General features: G+C 38.8%; 13 protein-coding genes. 7 read left to right on the top strand and 6 right to left on the bottom strand.

From position 1 onward, the window contains the following. Positions 1–63 precede the first annotated feature (63 nt). Complete coding sequence (locus tag ACST13_RS08005) at positions 64–2,328, bottom strand: aconitate hydratase (RefSeq protein ID WP_459522672.1); 2,265 nt, start codon at positions 2,326–2,328, stop codon at positions 64–66. 180 nt (positions 2,329–2,508) lie between these two features. Between ACST13_RS08005 and ACST13_RS08000 the strand changes: the two genes are divergently transcribed. From ACST13_RS08000 to ACST13_RS07990, 3 genes are all read left to right on the top strand, one after another. Then, positions 2,509–4,797, top strand: a complete 2,289-nt coding sequence (locus ACST13_RS08000) for a DUF5686 family protein (RefSeq protein ID WP_459522671.1) — start codon at positions 2,509–2,511, stop codon at positions 4,795–4,797. Between the two features lie 97 nt (positions 4,798–4,894). Next, the gene (gene topA, locus ACST13_RS07995; RefSeq protein ID WP_459522670.1) at positions 4,895–7,384 is read left to right on the top strand and encodes a type I DNA topoisomerase; all 2,490 of its coding nucleotides are present in this window, start codon (positions 4,895–4,897) and stop codon (positions 7,382–7,384) included. A gap of 4 nt (positions 7,385–7,388) precedes the next feature. Continuing rightward, on the top strand, positions 7,389–8,279 hold the full coding sequence (locus ACST13_RS07990) for a bifunctional 5,10-methylenetetrahydrofolate dehydrogenase/5,10-methenyltetrahydrofolate cyclohydrolase (protein WP_459522669.1): 891 nt from the start codon (positions 7,389–7,391) through the stop codon (positions 8,277–8,279). On the opposite strand, the gene ACST13_RS07985 is transcribed toward ACST13_RS07990, so the two are convergent. The 5 genes from ACST13_RS07985 to ACST13_RS07965 are packed head-to-tail and all read right to left on the bottom strand — an operon-like array spanning position 8,276 to position 12,493. Next, complete coding sequence (locus tag ACST13_RS07985) at positions 8,276–9,181, bottom strand: class I SAM-dependent methyltransferase (protein WP_459522668.1); 906 nt, start codon at positions 9,179–9,181, stop codon at positions 8,276–8,278. The genes ACST13_RS07990 and ACST13_RS07985 overlap by 4 nt on opposite strands. A 3-nt stretch (positions 9,182–9,184) precedes the next feature. Next, the gene (locus tag ACST13_RS07980) at positions 9,185–10,792 is read right to left on the bottom strand and encodes a hypothetical protein (RefSeq protein WP_459522667.1); all 1,608 of its coding nucleotides are present in this window, start codon (positions 10,790–10,792) and stop codon (positions 9,185–9,187) included. A 2-nt stretch (positions 10,793–10,794) separates the two neighbouring features. Continuing rightward, positions 10,795–11,199: an EVE domain-containing protein gene (locus tag ACST13_RS07975; RefSeq protein ID WP_459522796.1), complete on the bottom strand. Its 405-nt coding sequence runs from the start codon at positions 11,197–11,199 to the stop codon at positions 10,795–10,797. 3 nt (positions 11,200–11,202) lie between these two features. Next, entirely contained in the window at positions 11,203–12,027 is an 825-nt protein-coding gene (gene menB, locus ACST13_RS07970; RefSeq protein ID WP_459522666.1) for a 1,4-dihydroxy-2-naphthoyl-CoA synthase, read from the bottom strand. Positions 12,028–12,043: 16 nt separating this feature from the next. Then, positions 12,044–12,493 (bottom strand): DUF2452 domain-containing protein, encoded by a 450-nt coding sequence (locus ACST13_RS07965; RefSeq protein ID WP_459460026.1) that lies wholly within the window; start codon positions 12,491–12,493, stop codon positions 12,044–12,046. Between the two features lie 63 nt (positions 12,494–12,556). On the opposite strand from ACST13_RS07965, the gene ACST13_RS07960 reads away from it, so the two are divergent. The 4 genes from ACST13_RS07960 (at position 12,557) to ACST13_RS07945 (ending at position 16,641) form a co-directional block, all read left to right on the top strand. Then, on the top strand, positions 12,557–13,594 hold the full coding sequence (locus ACST13_RS07960) for an AMP-binding protein (protein ID WP_459522665.1): 1,038 nt from the start codon (positions 12,557–12,559) through the stop codon (positions 13,592–13,594). Further along, positions 13,595–14,353 carry a hypothetical protein gene (locus ACST13_RS07955; protein WP_459522664.1) on the top strand — a complete coding sequence of 253 codons (759 nt, stop codon included), beginning with the start codon at positions 13,595–13,597 and terminating at the stop codon, positions 14,351–14,353. It abuts the gene before it with no gap. A gap of 9 nt (positions 14,354–14,362) precedes the next feature. Then, positions 14,363–15,757 (top strand): aldehyde dehydrogenase family protein, encoded by a 1,395-nt coding sequence (locus tag ACST13_RS07950; protein ID WP_459522663.1) that lies wholly within the window; start codon positions 14,363–14,365, stop codon positions 15,755–15,757. A 92-nt stretch (positions 15,758–15,849) separates the two neighbouring features. Next, complete coding sequence (locus ACST13_RS07945) at positions 15,850–16,641, top strand: hypothetical protein (protein ID WP_459522662.1); 792 nt, start codon at positions 15,850–15,852, stop codon at positions 16,639–16,641. The last annotated feature ends 4 nt before the right edge of the window (positions 16,642–16,645 follow it).

Below are 16,645 nucleotides of genomic sequence, written 5' to 3'. Positions count from 1 at the left end.
GTTCGTTAGAGCTTATTTATTTTAATAAAGGGCAAAATTAATCAATTTTGCCCCTATTTCAAACTATTTTACAGAAGCACGTATGATGTTTAAGGCACCACCTGCTTTGAACCATTCGATTTGTTGTTCATTATAGGTATGGTTTACAGCAAAACTCTCTGTGCTACCATTCGAATGAACTAACTCAATAGTCAAGGATTTCTCCGGAGCAAAGCTTCCTAAACCAACAATGTTGATCGCATCGTCTTCTTGTATTTTGTCATAATCAGCCTCGTTTGTAAAAGTCAGAGCTAACATGCCTTGCTTTTTCAAATTCGTTTCGTGAATACGAGCGAAAGATTTAACTAGAACCGCACGAACCCCTAAATGACGTGGTTCCATAGCTGCGTGTTCGCGTGATGAACCTTCACCGTAGTTGGTATCTCCTACCACAATGGTTCCTACTCCTGCTGCTTTATAAGCACGTTGTGTAGCGGGTACTGGACCATATTCTCCGGTTAATGCGTTCTTTACGTTATCTGTCTTCTCATTGAAGAAGTTAAGCGCACCTATTAACATGTTGTTAGAGATATTATCTAAGTGACCACGGTATTTTAACCAGGGACCTGCCATTGAAATATGATCTGTGGTACATTTACCTTTGGCCTTAATCAATAATTTCAAACCTTTCAAATCAGATCCTTCCCATGCTGAGAATGGATCTAATAATTGTAAACGATCTGAGGTAACAGAAACTTTTACTTCAACGCCTGAACCATCTTCCGCCGGAGCTTGATAGCCAGCATCTTCAGCAGCGAATCCCAATTTCGGTAATTCATCTCCTGTAGGGGCGTCTAATTTAACTTGTTCGCCTTTATCGTTTGTTAAGGTATCCGTTAATGGGTTGAAGGTAAGATCACCAGCAATCGCTAAGGCAGTCACCATTTCTGGAGATGCTACGAAAGCAAATGTGTTAGGGTTACCATCGGCACGCTTTGCAAAGTTTCTATTGAAAGAGTGAACAATCGTGTTCTTTTCTCCCTTTTCAGCACCTGGACGAGCCCATTGTCCTATACAAGGTCCACACGCATTCGAAAATACGGTTGCTCCGATTGAATCAAATGTGGCGATGAAACCATCCCGCTCGATCGTATAACGAACTAATTCTGAGCCCGGTGTGATAGTGAATTGCGCCTTTGTTTTTAATCCTTTAGCCGCTACTTGTTTTGCTAGAGATGCGGCACGTGCGATGTCCTCGTAAGACGAGTTCGTACATGAACCTATTAAACCTACTTCCACTTTCGTAGGCCAGCCGTTTTTCTCAGCCATTTCTTTCATCTTAGAAATAGGCGTAGCTAAATCTGGAGTGAAAGGGCCATTCAAGTGTGGCTCTAATGTATCTAAATCGATTTCGATTACTTGATCGAAGTATTTTTCTGGGTTAGCGTATACTTCAGGATCAGCTGTTAAGTGTTCTTTCACACCATTCGCTAAAGCGGCTACATCCGCGCGACCGGTAGACTCTAAATAACGGGCCATCGATGCATCATAACCAAATGTTGATGTGGTCGCACCTATTTCAGCACCCATATTACAAATGGTTCCTTTACCAGTACAAGACATGGATGTCGCTCCTTCGCCAAAATATTCAACGACTGCACCCGTTCCACCTTTTACAGTAAGAATGCCTGCTACCTTCAAAATAACATCTTTAGCAGATGTCCAACCATTTAATTTACCTGTTAATTTAACTCCAATTAGTTTAGGGAACTTTAATTCCCAAGCTAAACCTGCCATTACATCGCAGGCATCAGCGCCACCCACACCGATAGCAATCATTCCTAAACCACCCGCATTAACTGTGTGAGAATCAGTTCCGATCATCATTCCTCCAGGGAAGGCATAATTTTCTAATACTACTTGGTGAATGATACCAGCACCTGGTTTCCAGAAACCGATACCATATTTGTCTGAAACAGATGATAAGAAGTCATAGACCTCCTTATTTTTATCAACCGCTACTTTTAAATCGGTAGTAGAGGCTACTTTAGCTTCAATTAAGTGATCGCAATGCACAGTAGAAGGTACAGCCACCTGTGGACGTCCTGCTTGCATGAATTGTAATAAGGCCATTTGAGCTGTTGCATCTTGCATCGCTACACGGTCTGGTGCAAAATCTACATAAGAAGCACCTCTTGCATAAGCAGTAGAGGCTTCGCCTTCCCATAGATGGCTATAAAGAATTTTTTCTGTTAATGTAAGCGGTTTACCTGTTAACGCACGAGCAGCAGCAATGCGAGCCGGCATGCGATCGTAAACAGCTTTAATCATTTCAATATCAAAGGCCATGGTAAAATTGTTATGTAAAAAATATTTACAAAATTAATAGATTAGCTTCAAATTTGCCACTATTTGTAGGATAACATTTCCTTTGTTAATTAATTATTAAGAACTTTGTTCTATTGCTTGATTTAATCTATTTTAAATAGGACTATTTTAACTTTTTAATCTACAATCCGCTTGAATTATTTGAAAATAATCCTTTTGATTGGATGTTTTTTTCATTTTCCTCAGAATGAAGCTCAAGCTCAGTCCCTGTCTCCGTCTTCAGTTTTAGAAAATGCCTTGCGCTTAGCCGATGAACATGGACAAGCTATCGGCTCCTTTAAAATACGCGTTAAAGTGCAAGAAAAAGGCCGGTTTAATCGGGTAATTGGTATAGCTAGAAAACGTTTGACTGCAAAAGAAGGGATTCAAATGGGGCAATGGTACGGTAATCAAACCATATCTGAGGTTCAAGTAGGCCATTTAAATCAAATGATTCACGGTATTGAATCGGTTCAAACTTTTCACAAGAAATATGCCAAACCTACGTTGTTTCTTTGGCCAGATTTATACCAAGACTATGTAGGATCCTCCTGCGTATCTCCGTTGAGTTTTCAAGCAAAATCCTTCTATCATTTTAATTTCAAAGGTGATACCTTAATAGAAGGTAAAAATTGCCTTCAATTTAAGGTAGAGCCTAAGTTAAGACGAGATCACCTGTTCAAGGGTACAATAACGTTAGATGAAGCTGGATGGATTGTTCGTTTTCAAGGCGCTGTATTTGCTGATGCGATCGATTATCAATTTGATTTAATGCATCAATATTTTTTAGGGAAATGGCTTCCTAAAAGAGGGCAAATTAGACTTGTGGCCGGATTACTAGGAAGTGATGGGGAATATATCTGGGAACAAGAGACCTTAGGTTCACCTGAGCAATGGAGCTTTAACCCGCGTTTGTTTACTGAACCTACGAATCCATTGGAAACACTAAATATCTCTGCTGTAGCCTTTGATGAAACATTTGCTAATCAGTTTTTGACCAATTTACATGGTTCTTTACTCCGTAAATGGAAGCAACGGCCTACGTCTAATTTATTGATGATTGATTCGGTTTATTATAAGAAAACGGATCAATCCACGAGCTTGAATCTTGTTTTCATTAATGAGGTTTCTGGAATTACAAATAAGGAGGTTTTAATTGATAGCTTTAGAGTAAGACCATTTAATCTGACTCAATTGATTTTGAGTAATTCGTTTTATTTCGGAAAGTTTAAGCGGGATTTTTATCCGTTTGAGATTTATTATAAATCCCCGGTCTTTGATTCTAATTTCAATACGGTGGAAGGTTTTGTGGCTAATACAGGACTTGTTTTTCGTAAGCGTTGGTCACGCTACCATTTGTTAGAAGCAGAGGTTTTAGGCCGTAGAGCCTTTGGTATTAACCGTAATTCAGGTTTGGTTAAATTACGTTATCGAGCGGATTCATTTGATTTATTGTTTACAAACGCAGATTTTGTTGCCCAGTATAATCCCGAGAATACGATTTCTCCAGAGATGAATTCCTTATCTACTTTGCTTTTAAAGAATAACCAGATGAAGATTTATCGGACAAAGTTCACCTCATTAAATTTCACAAAACGATTCTCTGCTCGATTCTTCTTGAAATCTTTAATTGAATATTCGGAAAGAAGTCAAATGGATAATACCACGGATTATTATTGGATTAATTTTCTTAATCGTGAGTATCAACCTAATAATCCTACTAATTCAGAATATAAAACAGATGGATTTGCTACGCATAAATCATTTATAACACAATTGCAGGTAGGTTTTAGGCCCTTTTTAACTCAAAGTTATCGTGCTAATACGCGCTTAACTGATTGGGGTTCATCCCCCTTATTATTAGCTAAATATAGGGCAGGATGGAAAGATGTGTTTGGTTCGTCAACAGATTTTAATCAATTGGAACTGTCCTATTTACATAATATTGAAGTGAATCCTTGGATTAAAATGGGTTTAATAGTTAATGCGGGTACTTTCTTGGGAAATAAACCAACCTATTTCATTAATTTTAAGCATTATAACGGATCATTAAACCTAATTCAAGCAGGAGAAATGTTAGGTTCTCATCGATTAGTGGGTTATTATCAGAATTTAACGGGAGGATCTAATCAACGTCTAAATGTGAATCATTATGCTAATTCAACAGCTGGATCTTATGTAGAGGCCCTTAGCTTTTTTCAGTTTTCCAATCTGTGGTTAAAGCCGCTTTTAGGTATGAAAAAGTTATATGTAAAGGAGGTTTTAATTGCTAATGCTAATTACGTCCAAAATCAAAATTTACTCTATACTGAATTAGGCTATGGCTTAGATGGCGTGTTTAAAGTTTTTCGTTTAGAAGCAATCGCAAACTTTATAAATGGCGAGTTTAGTTACATCGGTTTTAGGGTGAATATTAATTCTCGAATTCGTATTGGAAATATCCCGGATTAATATTTTTTTTCGCCTTTCGGCAATTTTTGATTCTTTGTTAAATTTAGAGCCCTTATATTTGGACTCGTGTTAAGTATTTCATTTTCTAATCAGCATAATGGCAAAAAATTTAGTCATCGTCGAGTCTCCAGCTAAAGCAAAGACCATAGAAGGATATTTGGGGAAGGATTTCGTGGTGAAGTCTTCTTTTGGTCACGTTCGAGATTTGCCTATAAAAGGTGATAAAGCCATTGATGTAGATAATAACTTCGCTCCTACCTATGTTGTTTCTGCGGATAAGACTAAAGTTATTTCGGAGTTAAAAAGTTTAGCGAAATCTGCCGAAGAAGTTTGGTTAGCAACGGATGATGACCGCGAGGGAGAAGCTATTTCGTGGCATTTAAAAGAAGCCTTAGGATTGAAAGATAACGCGAAGCGCATTGTTTTTCGCGAGATTACGAAGCCAGCGATCTTACATGCCATTACGCAACCAAGAACCATTGATATGGACTTAGTGAATGCGCAGCAGGCTCGTCGAATTATGGATCGTTTGATCGGATTTGAGTTGTCGCCGGTACTTTGGTCTAAAGTTCAAAAAGGTTTATCCGCGGGTCGTGTTCAATCCGTAGCCGTTCGGTTGATTGTAGAAAGAGAGCGTGAAATTGAAAATCACGCATCCATTGCCACCTTTAAAGTGGTAGCTCATTTTGATTTACCTGGAAAAAAAGTTTTAAAGGCAGAATTGTCGAAGGCTTTTGCTAAAGAAGATGAGGCATTAGACTTCCTTAAAAGATGCGTTGGAGCTGCTTTTAGCATCAAGAGTTTAGAAACTAAACCGGCTAAAAAGTCGCCAGCTCCCCCCTTTACCACATCCACCTTACAGCAAGAGGCGTCCCGTAAATTAGGGTTTGCTGTGGCGACTACGATGTCTGTAGCCCAAAAATTATACGAATCTGGCCGCATCACTTATATGCGTACCGATTCTACCATGTTATCCCAAGAAGCGCGAGATAAAGCGAAAGCGGAGATTGAATCAGCTTATGGTGCTAAGTTCCATTACGGTCGTCAGTTTAAAACTAAATCTGAAAATGCACAAGAGGCTCACGAAGCCATCCGTCCAACGGATTTCGCTAATCATAGTATCACTGGGGATGCAAGAGAAAAGCGTTTATATGAATTAATTTGGAAGCGCGCAATTGCGTCTCAAATGGCAGATGCCTTAATCGAGCGTACGACGGCTTTAATTGATATTTCAACGACTCCCGAGCTTTTATCAGCGCAAGGGGAAGTGATTGCTTTTGAAGGATTTTTGAAGGCTTATTTAGAAGGTAAGGATGAGGACGAGGAGGATGAGAATAAAGATATGTTGCCTCCATTAAATGTAGGTCAAGTATTAGATTTAGATGAAATGAAGGCTCAGGAGCGTTTTTCTAGAGCTGCTCCCCGATATACGGAGGCTAGTTTAGTAAAGGCTTTGGAAGAAAAAGGTATCGGTCGCCCTTCTACCTATGCGCCTACGATTTCTACTATCATTAAGCGTGCTTATGTTGTGAAAGAAGATCGTCCTGGTAGAGAACGTGAGTTTCAAACCTGGGTTCTTTCAAATAATGAGATTGCTGGGACAAAAGCATCAGAAATTGTTGGAACAGAGAAATCTAAGTTATTCCCTACACACATTGGTACTTTAGTGACCGACTTCCTAGTGGAGAATTTTGAGAATGTGGTCGATTATACCTTCACTGCAGAGATGGAGGATGAATTTGATAATATTGCCAAAGGTAAATTAGAGTGGACTACTCTAATGAAGAATTTCTATAAGTCTTTTCACCAAACCATTGAAGATTCTAAATCAATTAATCGTAGTTCTGTAGGTGGTGGTCGTGAATTAGGAGTGGATCCTAAAACGGGCCGATTAGTTTCTGTTCGCTTAGGTAAATTTGGTCCTTTCGTTCAGTTAGGGGAATCGTCTGAAGAAGAAAAGCCTGTCTTTGCGAATTTGATGAAGTCACAAGCCGTGAGCACCTTAACGTTTGAAGAGGCTTTGGCCTTATTAGAACGACCTAAATTGCCGCGTGAAGTAGGTATCCATGAGGATATGCCGGTGATTATCGGTGCAGGTAAATTAGGGCCATATATTAAATATGATGGTAAGTTTACGAGTTTGCCAGATACGCACGATCCTTTTACCATTGAAATGGATCAAGCCATTGAAGTTATTGCTCAAGCATTAAAAGATGCGGAAGCGGGTGGATTAGGATATTTTGAGGATTCCTTAATTGAGACCGGAAAAGGTCGTTTCGGGCCTTATGTGAAACATAATGGGAAGTATTATTCTTTGGCCAAAACAGATAATTTAGCAACTATCGATCAAGAACGTGCGATTGAATTAATTGAAGCAAAGCGTAAAGTAGAAGCGAATAAATTTATTAAAGAATTTGCTGAAAATGAGTCTGTAAAGGTTGTAAATGGCATGTATGGACCCTATATTCAAATTGGAAAAAGAAATGTAAAGATTTCGAAAGGAACAGAACCAGCAGATTTAACATTAGAGGAGTGTTTAGCTTTAGGCGACGCAGCTCCTGCACCTAAGAAAGCACGTAAAAAATAAGCTAATGAGTCAGATTATTGATGGTAAAATGGTGGCGGAATCAATGAAAATTGCCATCGGTGAAGAAGTAAAAGAAATGGTTGCTGCCGGCCAAAAGGCCCCGCATCTAGTGGCTATTCTTGTCGGTAATAATGGCGCATCTGAGACCTATGTCGCTAATAAAGTAAAGTCTTGTGAAGAATTAGGTTTTGCTTCTACCCTGTTACGTTTTGATCCATCGATCTCTGAAGCTGATTTATTAGCTGAGGTTCAGAAGGTGAATGATAATCCTGACATGGATGGTTTAATCGTTCAATTGCCTCTTCCAGCCCATATTAATCCAGATAAAGTAATGGAAACTATTCACCCTTCGAAAGATGTGGATGGCTTCCACCCTATCAATATTGGCCGAATGGCGAAAGGTTTACCAGCTTATATTTCTGCTACTCCACAAGGTGTTTTAGATTTATTAGCCTATTACAAAATAAAAACTGCCGGAAAGCATTGTGTAGTGGTAGGTCGTTCTCAAATTGTGGGTTTACCTATGTCCATCTTGATGCAACGTAATCACCCAGTAGGAAACTGCACCGTAACGTTAACACATTCAAGAACGCCTAATCTAGCCGAGATTTGCGCACAAGGAGATATTGTCATCGCAGCTTTAGGGAAACCTGATTTTATTAAAGCTGCGCACATTAAATCGGGAGCAGTTGTGATAGATGTAGGATTAACCCGAGTAGAAGATGCCACTAAAAAATCCGGCTTCGCTTTAAAGGGGGATGTTGATTTTAATGATGTGGCTCCTAAGTGTTCTTATATCACCCCAGTGCCCAAAGGCGTGGGTCCTATGACCATCGTTTCACTCATGAAAAATACACTTTTGGCCGCTAAGGGTGTGATTTATCCCAAAAACTAAGATTGATATAGATAGCGATAAAAGACTCCTAGTGGGAGTTTTTTATCATATTCATCATTCAAATAGATCTCTCCAGATTCGGCGATATCTGGTACATTGAAAATACCCTTCATTAAATTTTCTACGACCAAAGTCGAGAAACCCAGCGAGTAGACATTGGTTAATAATATATGCTCTTTCGGATCTAAAATTTCTTTCACGGAACGTAACATATCATCAATTTGCTCTTCTAACACCCATTTTTCGCCTTCTGGACCACGTCCATATGCTGGGGGGTCTAATAGAATTCCTTGGTAGAAATTACCCCGTCTTGCTTCCCGTTTCACAAATTTTAGAGCATCCTCGGCCATCCAACGGATGTTATCCAGCTTAGATACTTCCATATTTTCCCTAGCCCAAGATAAAACCGGTTTAACAGAATCTACGTGCGTTACATCTGCTCCTACTTGCTTACAAGCTAAACTAGCACCACCCGTATATGCAAATAGATTTAAAATTTTCGGTTTTGGCGTTTTTAGTAAGGGAATGTTTTTTGCTAAAAACTCCCAATTGGATGCTTGCTCGGGGAAAATTCCTACGTGTTTGAACGAGGATAAAGAAATCTTAAAGTTCAAATCTAATGTGTTAGACTTATAAGGCATGAACCATTTATCCGGTACTCCCTTTTTTACTTCCCAAACACCACGTTCCGAACTCCCTTTTTCTTTACTAAAATATGCATGTGCTTTGCTTGCCCAGAATTCTTCTGAAAGCGATTTTTGCCACACTGCCTGCGGTTCAGGTCGTCTTACGACAAAAGCACCGAATTGTTCTAATTTTTCGAATCCACCTGAGTCGATTAGTTCATAATTTTTACCCCAAAAGGCTGGTGTTTCGATGGCAATAGAGGCTAGATTTTTCAAATTTTAGGGGTTCAATGGGATTTTAGTTAGGAAGTAAACAGAACGGCGTCCTTCGTCTGAATTGCTGATAGTTTGATTTCCCACAGCAAGGAAATTAGTACCAAACCAGTAATTCAAATCGGACTTTTCTTGACGACGAATTTTATCTCCTTCGTTTTGGGAACTTAATTCTTGTATTTTCTCCTCTCCTGACTGTCCTGCAGCGGTGATGTATTTAGAAATTATATGGTTGCCTCTTTGGTAAGATAAAGTAAGAATATCCCCATGTAAGGACGTTTTTATCTTTTGAATTAGCTTATCTTCTTTGATATTATTCAAATCAATCGAATGATCCCATAATAAGTTACCTTTTTCGTCTATTTCTGCAATCACCGCGTGGGTATAGATCCAGCCGTCGAATTGCTGAGAATTACTATACGAATTAATACCTCGATATCCCCAAGGACTATAATAACTTGAGAATGGTGAGTACAACCCATAATTACCATAACCCCAGCGGTAAGGATTGTATAACATATTCCATGGCGAATAGAGTCCTCCTCCTAGCATAGCCATATTGCTGCCAAATGGCGAATAATTCATGTATTTATAATCTGGATAAAAGGCTTCCGCAACAATGATATAATGATCTCCCTTTTTAATAAGTTCATGCATTAATAATCGGTAATCTAACCGAAGTTCTTCTCCTTTATCTTCTTTACTTTTGATCTTTTTTTCCTGTTTGCTTTTTTGTTTCTCACCTAAGAAATTAAAGAAATTATTGAATTGAGTAAAGCTGTGGAACTTAGATTCTTGTAATTCTCCATCTAGGTAGGAACTAAAATACAAACCTTGAGAACTAGGGCCCTTTGAAGAACCAATCGTATTTTTGTGGCCATAAGTGCCCACAACTACTTGCAAAGAATCATTTAATTGGGTGGATTTGGCATTCATTTGGGCATATTCCTCTTGTGGATTCATAATTACCTGCCCTAATTGATTTCCATCCTCGTCAAATGATTTCAAAATTAGCTGGTAGCTCTTTGCTTTTTTACCCACAGAATAAACCACATTAATTTGCTGTTGAACTGTATCTAAATCCATTGATTGGATTTCGGCTTGACCATTCACTACTGCAGGTAAAATACGCGTCCTTTTCTCAGTTAAATTAGTGAATAAAATGACGGGGGTATTGTTGACCACTCCACCTATAAATAGCGATTGGTTTAAGGCTTTAAAATTTGAAATTTCCATTTTTTCCACTGAGAAAATCTGGAACTTTTCTAATTTTCCATCGCTAGGGTTTACTCGAACGATATAATAGTTATTACTTTTAAAACGGCTAAATAATAAATAAAGGCGATTTCCATCATAACAATGGGTTACATAGTCAAGATTTCCATCTACACTTCCCTGATTCATCCACACCTGATCTAAATCTGCATTGAATTTTCGAATATTGAATTCAGCTTTGCCTAAATGAGTTAATACAATTACTCCTTTTTCGCCTATTGGAATGGAAAATGTTTCCATTTGAGATCCTCCCACTGGAAATTCAATTCGCTTCATTTCTTGGGCGAATGTGCTTAAATGACAAATGACTAAGGCGAGTAGTAGGCGAATCGATTTCATATTTATTCTGCTAGGCTTAAAATAATATCGAATTCTGCTTTTGCGACGGGAGTTACAGATAAACGCGATTGCTTGATTAAAGCTAAACCACTTAATCTATCATCCGCTTTCATCGCTTTTAAGGTTACCGTTTTAGCGAATTTTTTAATAGGAATTAATTCTACCACCACCCAGCGAGGATCTTCCGTCGTTGGATCTGAAAAATGTTCCTTTCTTACTTCTGCTAGTCCAATGACTTCCATTCCTTCGTTTGAGTGGTAAAAAAAGACCCAATCGCCTTTTTTCATGGCCATCATGTTATTCCTAGCTTGGTAATTGCGAACGCCGTCCCAAACAGATTTCCCCTCCTTAACGAAATCATCCCAAGAATATTTGAATGGTTCAGATTTTACTAACCAATAATTCATCATTTAGGGGAATTTAGGGAATTTAGAGAAATCGGGTTTGCGTTTTTCAAGGAAAGCATTTTTTCCTTCTTTAGCCTCGTCTGATAAATAATACAATAAGGTGGCATTTCCAGCTAATTCCTGGATTCCTGCTTGACCATCTAATTCTGCGTTAAATGCTGATTTTAACATGCGTAAAGCAAGTGGACTCTTTTCTAATATCTTCTCGCACCACGCTACGGTGGTCTTTTCTAACTCTTCTAAAGGAACGACTTTGTTCACTAATCCCATATCTAATGCCTCTTTAGCATCGTATTGATCGCAAAGAAACCAAATTTCACGAGCTTTCTTTTGACCAACAACACGGGCTAGATAAGAGGCGCCAAAACCTCCGTCAAATGAACCTACATTAGGACCAGTTTGTCCAAATCGTGCATTTTCAGCGGCAATAGATAAATCACAAATGACATGTAAAACGTGTCCACCACCGATCGCCCAACCTGCTACCATAGCGATAACGGGTTTAGGGATAGTTCTGATCTGACGTTGAAGATCTAATACATTTAAACGAGGTACCGTATCTTTTCCGATATAACCACCATCTCCACGAACGCTTTGATCTCCTCCTGAACAGAAGGCTTTTCCGCCTTCGCCTGTTAAAATGACTACGCCAACACGTGGATCTTGACGAGCTAATTCCATGGCCTCAGACATTTCCTGAACCGTTAATGGAGTAAAGGCATTGTGCTTTTGTGGCCTGTTAATGGAAATTTTAGCAATTCCGTTATAGAATTGAAACAAAATATCCTCGTATGTTTTGATGGTTTCCCAAGCAAATGTTGAAATCATAAGTTTAATCGATTTGTTATGCGGGAGAATCGTTGTATTCTACCTCCCAGGTGTGGTCGGCTAATAATTTAACTTTGGCTAAATAGCGGCTATATTTAAAAGAACGACCCCATTCTTCTGGTGCCACTAAGGACATTAAGTCTGAACCATCTTCTTTTTCGTATAAATAATAAGTCTCGCTAATGATAGGTTCGAAACCCATGGCAGCTTCATATATACGTTCAGAAATTTCTTTCCTTTCTGCTATTAACTTGGCTTGCCGAGCCAAAACCTCCATTTGCTCGTACAATTGATTCATTTGACGATCCGTTTGCTGGCGCATGGCTAGAACGGAGCGACCTTTTATCTTACCCATATCGTCCGGCTTTATGACAGCCCCTCCTGCGGTATGCGCATAAGGAAGTAAGCCAGGGTTTTCGGCTACTTTGTCTGGATTAATGGGATTTAAGAATGGATCTTCTGACATATTGTAGGTGGCTTTACGATTACCCTTTATTAACTCACAAAATTAGAGAATGTTTGGTTAATTTTGGAAAGAATCTGTGATTATATGCGCATCCTGCACTCTCTTTTATTAGAATTGCCTCCAGCTGAATCGGAATTTGAGCAACAAGTGTTCGAATTTTGTCAGAAGTGGCGTGAAGGTCAAACAGCGTTTTTATTTCACAGTTCCGGTTCTACAGGGGATCCAAAGCCTTTTTTAATTTCTCGGGAGCGCATGTATGCTTCTGCAAAAATGACAGGTGAATGGTTAAAATTAGCCCAAGGCGATGTGGCGCTTTTATCTCTATCACCTACCTATATCGCGGGAGCCATGTTGCTTGTTAGAGCGCTAGTTCTTGATTTAGGTTTGGTTTTAGTAGAACCTTGCCAAAATCCCTTAGAAAACCTTCCTCCAATAAATATTCATCTAACTTCTTTCGTTCCCACGCAATGGAATACGATATTAGCTTCAGGAATTAATTTTAAAAACTATTTTTCTACTGCCAAAGGTATTCTTTTAGGAGGCGCGCGAGTTCCAGATAAACTCCGCATGGACATGGGATTCCCTGTTTATGAAACATATGGAATGACAGAGACCGTTTCACATATCGCCTACCGAGTTTGGAATCAGGATCATTTTCAAATTCTTCCAGGTGTTCAAATTGCGGTCAGCGACACCTCCTGCTTACTTATATGTTCTGTATTAACCGAAAATAAATGGATACAGACGCGCGACCTGGTAGAAATAACGGCTCCCGGGCGATTTATATTGACAGGTCGTTTAGATCGGGTGATTAATTCGGGTGGACTTAAAATTCAACCTGAGAACATAGAACAGGTATATAGTTCATTGACTAATGTGCCATTATTTGTGGCAGGAATTCCTGATGATTTTTGGGGAATGAAAGTAGTTTTATTTGTTGAGTCAGTCGAAGCTATTGTTTGGGATAGTGATTTTATTGACTCCCATTTAGCCTCTGTTGAAGTACCTAAGGAAATTGTTTATCTAGCGTCTTTTATAAAAACCGCTAGTGCTAAAATTGATCCTACGAAAACCGTAGCTTTGTATCTTAATTCCATTTAGATGAACCCAAATAAATTATCTCGGCTTTTTAAGTTATTCTATGAGTCGCCCATTAATGTGCCAGCGCCTTATCATTTAGAAGCTGTTTTTACTTTTTTACAATTTGATACAGATAAACCCACCGTTGCGATTGAAATACAATTCATAGATCGTTCTGATTTTTCTCGAGAAGAATTAATTGCGGATGGATTAGTTCCTGATGATAATTGGACTTTTTCAGGTGATTTGCCACTTGTTTGGCGGGATCGACTGTTTCCTCATTTTCAAGAATATGTGACAGGATCTTGCTCCCCTAAAGATCAGGAACCCTTTATTACCTTAGAAACGAATGATACCACTCCTAACGTTCCCTTGTATTTAGAAGCTCAAGAGACCGTAATTCAAGAGTTTATGCAAGCCATGTTTGAAATAGATGGACGTGAATTACCTTTGTATTTAGGATTTCAATTCAAAGATCGGGCTGGAAATTGGCGGAAGATTGAGGGAGAAATGTCCTTTGCTACCTTGTCCTTTAATTACCTCGATAGTGAAGACGGACAGAAAGAATTTACGAATTGGGATGAATTGCAAGATTTAATGAATCACGTATTTATAGCTGAATTTCAGGCCGATAAAGCGAATCAGAATTGCAAATCAGCTAGTTTAGCCGTTTACCCTGGCGATGGGTTATGGTATGTGGCGGGGCATTCCCTGTGTAAGCCTAGTGGAAACAATTATTATTTCGACGAGTTAGAAGAAAAATTACTATTCATCTTTTAATATACCTTGATGGAAAATCAAATTTTAGAAGTTCTCTCCTTACAAAAATCCGCTCTATTGCGCCTAAGTACCTCTAGTGCGACGGAACGTATCGAAAAGTTACGCAAAATAGAGTCTTATTTAATGCAGCATAAAAATGATTTGTGCGATGCTTTATATACTGATTTTAAAAAGCCCGCATCTGAAGTAGTTATTGCTGAGATGCTAGGTGTTAAGCGTGAAATTCAACACACGGTGAAGCATTTGAAGTCTTGGATGAAACCAACGTCTGTTTCTACTCCGTTGATGCTTTTAGGAACAAAAGGTCTAGTTCAATATGAGGCGAAAGGTTTGTGTTTGATAATTTCACCTTGGAATTACCCTTTCAATTTATCCATTTGCCCTTTAGTACATGCCATTGCGGCTGGAAATGCGGTGATTTTAAAGCCATCTGAATTAACGCCTGCGACGTCCTCTTTTATACAAAAGATGATTTCGTCCCTATTCGATAAGAGTGAAGTGGCTGTTTTTGAGGGTGATGCGGAAGTTTCTACTACGCTATTAGAACAAAAATTTGATCATATATTCTTTACCGGTAGTCCTGCGATTGGTAAAGTGGTAATGGCAGCTGCAGCGAAGCATTTAACTTCTGTAACCTTGGAATTAGGGGGTAAGTCTCCTGCGATTGTAGGTGCTGACGTCAATGTAGAAGAAGCGGCGGCGAAAATTGCTTGGGGTAAGTTTTTGAATAATGGACAAACCTGTATAGCCCCTGATTATCTTTATTTGCACGAAAAGAACTATTTTTCTTTTCTAAAGGCTTTAGAGGCAACCGTGGAGACTTTTTACGGAAAGAACGTCGCAAAAAGTAAAGACTATGCCCGTATCGTCAATCGCCGTCATTTTGATAGAATCGCTTCTTTAGTAGAAGATGCAAAAGAAAAAGGGGCTCAGGTGTTATTTGGAGGCATTATGGATCCAGATGATTGTTTTATTTCTCCTACCGTGCTGATTAATTGCACTCCTGAAATGCGTATTATGCAGGAAGAAATTTTTGGCCCTATCCTACCGGTAATGTCCTATCAAGATGAAATTCAGATAACGTCTGAAATTCGTTCAGGAGATAAACCACTAGCCCTATATGTTTTTTCAAAAGACACGGAGTTTAATCAATACATATTAAATCACACTAGTTCAGGAACCTCTGTGGTGAATGATTGTTTGATTCAATTTGGGCATAATGAATTACCGTTTGGTGGTGTTAATCACTCTGGAATCGGTAAATCAGGAGGGCATTATGGTTTTGTTGAGTTCTCGAATCAAAAATCCGTTGTTATTCAGCGTACGAATTTATTAAAGAATTTTTACCCTCCTTATGGTGTAAAAGTGCGTTGGATGATCGATTTTGTCTTAAAATGGTTGTAAGGTTATTTCTTCTTGTGTTTGCCGTGTTTTTTGTGTCTTGCCAAAGCTCCCCCGACTCAAAGGGTGAAAACATTCCGAATCAACAAGCGATCATGGCAGGTCAAAAAGCGGAGACGAATGTTCAGTTTTTGACTAAGCAAATGGAAGAGCAACCCAGCGCTAACCTGTATTATTTACGGGCTAAAAATTACCTCGCTCTGCATGCCTATGGTTTAGCGGATCAAGATATGGAGAATGCATTACGGGATAATCCGGGGGAACCAGCTTTTTTAGCTCTCTCTGCTAAAACAAAGCAATTTGTAGAAGATTATACAACTTCAATAGACCGTGCTAAGTTAACGGAGACATCTGTGTTAACGAATGGTCAAAACACACTTTTATTAGCTCAGAATTATTTAGCAATAAAACAAATGAGTTTAGGTCGTTTCTATCTAAAAAAAATAGACGAATCCCTTTTGTCCACACTAGACCGCTCATTGCTTAAGGCAATTAAGGATTATGGAGTTGCTGATTCTCTTCGTTTATTTACCCTAATGAATTCTAAACCCAGTGATGATTCACCGCTTGTTTATGTGTATTACGAACAAGGATTTACCTCTATTCCTTCGTTACGTTATCAGCAAGAGATTTTATCAAGTTTAAAGAATTACCCAATGGATCCTTATTTTTTGAGGTATTGGGCTCGTTTTTTAGTCAAAATGAAGAAGTACGATCAGGCGGCTTTGGTTTACAAACAAGTGCTAAAAGTTTTTCCTGAAACGAAATCTTTTAAAGCAGAATTAGTCTATTTTGATCTTGCCAAACAAGGTTTATTGCCTACAAAGCCCTCAGAATCTTTAACTGATTCTTTAGCGGTTTCCGCTGATTCTTTAACCCAAAATTAATCAG

It is taken from the genome of Aquirufa sp. A-Brett2-W8, assembly GCF_054558755.1.
Note: the sequence above shows the minus strand (reverse complement) of the source record. Positions and strands in the feature narration are given on the sequence as shown.